At 72.7% G+C, this 3,884-nt stretch carries 4 protein-coding genes; 3 read left to right on the forward strand and 1 reads right to left on the reverse strand.

All coding sequences use genetic code 11. The annotated features are described in order from the left end of the window. From GT354_RS22900 to GT354_RS22910, 3 genes are all read left to right on the forward strand, one after another. Positions 1-653 (forward strand): SDR family oxidoreductase (locus GT354_RS22900; RefSeq protein WP_161358253.1); only part of this gene is annotated, 653 nt, incomplete at its 5' end. Positions 654-770: 117 nt separating this feature from the next. Continuing rightward, positions 771-923, forward strand: a complete 153-nt coding sequence (locus tag GT354_RS22905) for a hypothetical protein (RefSeq protein ID WP_161358254.1) — start codon at positions 771-773, stop codon at positions 921-923. A gap of 39 nt (positions 924-962) precedes the next feature. Then, positions 963-1,919, forward strand: a complete 957-nt coding sequence (locus tag GT354_RS22910) for a hypothetical protein (RefSeq protein ID WP_161358255.1) — start codon at positions 963-965, stop codon at positions 1,917-1,919. A 96-nt stretch (positions 1,920-2,015) separates the two neighbouring features. Here the strand turns inward: GT354_RS22910 and GT354_RS22915 are convergent. Then, the coding region (locus GT354_RS22915) for an ABC transporter ATP-binding protein (protein ID WP_346012132.1) at positions 2,016-3,884 on the reverse strand (1,869 nt) is incomplete at its 5' end.

A 3,884-nucleotide genomic window follows, 5' to 3' on the forward strand; every position in this document is an offset into this window, starting at 1 on the left:
TGGTCAACAACGCGGGCATCCTGCGCGACCGGATGATCTTCTCGATGACGGAGCAGGAGTGGGACTCGGTCCTGGCGGTGCACGCCAAGGGCCACTTCAACACGTCGCACCACGCCGCGAAGTACTGGCGGGAGAAGTCGAAGGCGACCGGCGGTCCCGTCTACGCCCGGCTGATCAACACCGCGTCCGAGGCGTGGCTGGCGGGCTCCGCCGGGCAGCCGAACTACGCCGCCGCCAAGTCGGCGATCGTCGGCCTGACCATGTCGACCGCGAACGCCCTGGTGAAGTACGGCGTCCGGGCCAACGTGATCTGCCCGCGCGCCCGTACCAGCATGACCACCCACGTGTTCGGCGAAAGCGCGAACGTGGCCGAGGGCGACATGGACCCGCTGGCTCCCGAGCACGTCGCGCCGCTCGTCGCCTACCTCGCGAGCCCGGCCGCCGACAAGGTGACCGGCCAGGCGTTCGTCGTACACGGTGGCTTCGTGGCGGTCGTCGAACGGCCGACCCTCCAGGCCAAGTTCGACTCCAAGCAGGCCACGTTCACGCCGGACGAACTGGACCAGGTGCTCGGCGCGCACTACGCGGACAAGAAGCTCGGCGCCGGCTACACCGCCGACGATCTGCTGTTCCTCAAGCGCGACCCGCGCTGACCCGAACAGTGCGCAACCGGGGCCGAGGGTGGCGGATCACCCTCGGCCCCCTTTTTCGGCCGAATCGTTGACACGTGTCGTGAAGCACCCACGGCAGTACTCGAGAAGGGGCTCCCCTTGCTGACCTCCGCCGACGACTTCCCGATCCACCAGACCCCCGAGCCGGTCGCCACGCCCGCGACGTCGGACCGCAACGCGTACGACCGCTACTGGTTCAACGGCTACGACCGCGACGGCGCGTTCTACTTCGCCTTCTCGCACGGCCTGTAACCGAACCGGTTCGTCGCCGACGCGCACTTCACGATCAGTGTGGACGGCGTCCAGCACAGCCTGCACGCGTCCCGACGGGCGCCGCTCGACCGCTTCGACCTGACGGTGGGCCCGGTCGGCGTCGAGGTGAAGACCCCGCTCAAGGTGCTGCGTGTGTACGTCGAGGAGAACGAACACGGCCTCGGCTGCGACCTCACCTTCACCGCGCGGGCCGCGGCGATCGAGGAGGAGCGCACCACCACGCGCAACGCGCACCACGTGATCATGGACTCGACCCGGCTGACCCAACTCGGCGTGTGGTCCGGGACCGTGACGCTGCCCGGCGGGCGGGTCCTGGAGATCGACCCCGCGACGACGTACGGCACTCGCGACCGCTCCTGGGGCGTGCGTCCGGTCGGCGAGCGCGAGGCCGGCGCGCCCATGCCGTTCAACCCGATCCTGTGGCTGTGGACGCCCATCCACTGGGCGGACGAGGTCAGCCTGTGGGCCTCGTTCGAGCGAGCCGACGGGCACATGTACCACGTGGACGGCAAGCGCGTGGCGGCCACGCCGCTGGGCGAACTGCCGGACCCCGCCACGATCGCGGTACCCGAGGACGAGCCCGCGTTCGACGCACTGACCCCGCACCACCACGCGCTCACCTGGGTCCCCGGCACACGGCGCGTCGCGGGCGGCGAGTTCCACATGACCGACGGCGAAGGCAACGCGTTCGCGTACAAGGTCGAACCGATCGGTGCGCGCGGCCTGCTCGCCGGACTCGGCTACCTGCACTCCGAGTGGGGTCACGCGGTGTGGCAGGGCGAGCTCAAGGTCGGCTACGAGAGCTGGGAACTCGACAAGGTCGACCCGCTCCAGTTCGACCGCCAGCACCAGCAGCAGGTGGTCCGGGTCACCGAACTCGGCGGCGCGGGACGCGTGGGCGTGGGCGTGGTCGAGCAACTGTTCTTCGGGCCGCACGAGCCGTACGGATTCAAGGAGATACTCGACGGCGCGTGAGTGCCCGGCGCCCGGCGCCTGCCGGGCGCGGGGGCGGGCCGGCGCGAGTCCGCCCTCTCGCGCTCCCGCGCCCGCGCGTTCGCGCCTCGGTCGGCGTCACCCGCGGTCCCGTGCGTCCGCCTCGATCCCGGACCGGGTCGGCTCGCGGGCGACCCGGCCGACCGCGTCCGTCGGGCGGTGCTCCCACGCGCCGACCAGGTCGCGGTACAGCGGTGAGCGGTCGAGCAGTTCATGGTGGGTGCCCAGTACGGGGCGGTTGCCGTCCATGAGCAGGACGCGATCCGCGCGACGGGCCGAGTCGATCCGGTGCGCGATCACCACGAGGGTCCCCGTACGGGTCGCGAACGCGGCCTCCGCGAGCGCCTCGGTCGCCGGATCCAGGTGACACGTGGCCTCGTCCAGGATCACCAGTGCGGCGGGGGAGAGGTAGGTCCTGGCCAGCGCGATCAACTGCCGTTCGCCGGCCGAAAGCGCTCCGGGGTCGATGATCCGCGCGTCGGGCCCGCCCAGGCGCGCGACCAGCTCCGCGGCGCCGACCAGGCGCACCGCGCGGTCGAGGTCGGCGCGGGCGACGGTCGGGTTCAGGTAGGCCAGGTTCTCGTGCACGGAGCCGGCGAAGACGTACGCCTCCTGCGGTACGACGGCCACCGCACGACGCAGCGCGGCCCGCGGCCAGGCCGCCAACGGCGTACCGGCGAGGCGCAGCGAACCCTGGTCCGGCGTCGACAGGCCCGCGAGCAGGGCGGCGAGGGTGGACTTGCCGATCCCGCTCGGACCGACGACGGCCAGGTGCGAAGCCGGCGCGACGGTCAACGACAGGTCGCGCACCACCGGCTCGGCGTACGGGCCGTACGCGAACGTGACGTGTTCGGCGACCAGGCCGCCGCTACCGGTGGGGGCGGGCGTGGTCGGTTTTGTCGTTGGCGTCTCGGGGTCCGCGGCGCCGGCCTGGGCGAGCCGGCCCGCCACCACGAGCAGTTCCAGGAACCAGCCGCCCACGGTCGCGGTCGCCGCGCGTACGGCGGGCTCCAGGTGCTGGGCCAGATACAGCGCGGCGCCGGCGACCTGACCGGTCGTCAGGTGGCCGCCTCGAACCAGCCACGGGGCCGCCACCAGGACCGCCAACAGCGGAAGTTGGCCGCCGAGCGCGACCACGAGCAGGCGTACCGACGATGCCCGCGCGAGCGACTTCGCGGCATCGGCCTGGGCGTCGACGGCCGTGCCGATCTCGGCCACGACCCGATCCTGGGCGCCGCACGCGACGACGTCGCCGAGCCCGGCGACGACGCGGCCGGTACGCAGGGCGATCTCCTCGTCGGCGAGGACGAGCGCTCGACGACGTCGGGCCAACGGTGGGAGCAGACGCACGAACAGCCACGCGGCGAGCGCCAACGGGACCACCACGAGCGGCAGCAACAGGGGCGCGAGCAGCGCGAGCCCGAGCAGCGCGGCCACGATCGTCACGCCCAGTTGGCGGAGCGTGCGCAACAGCGACGCGGTCAGATTGCGACAGCTCTCCACCTGCTCGGTCAGTCGGGCCACCACGGCGTCCGCGTCCCGACCCGCACCGGGCCGCCCCGAGGTCGCGTCGAGCACGGCCGAGGTGACGACGCGACGTACGAGGGTGTCGCGCATGGGCTCCACGACGGCCGCGAGGTGGGGAAACATCGCGTAGGTCGCGGCGGCGCGGATCAGCATGGCCAGCGCGAGCACACCGAGCAGCGCGAACCCCACACCGGTACGCCCCGCGAGGAACCCCCGGTCCATGGCCGCCGCGAGCAACGCACCGGACAACAAGGCCGGCACCCCCTCCACCAGCGACCAGCCCAACACCCGCCCCAACGCCCCCCGCCGCTCGCGCAGCAGCTCCACCAACAACGCCTGGCCGGCCCGCAACCCCCCGCCGTACCGCCCGGCACTGTGCCTCCCCCGCCGGGAGGCACGGGGGCCGCGCGCGGGCGCGCG

The organism is Streptomyces sp. SID3343 (assembly GCF_009865215.1).
Lineage (GTDB): Bacteria > Actinomycetota > Actinomycetes > Streptomycetales > Streptomycetaceae > Embleya.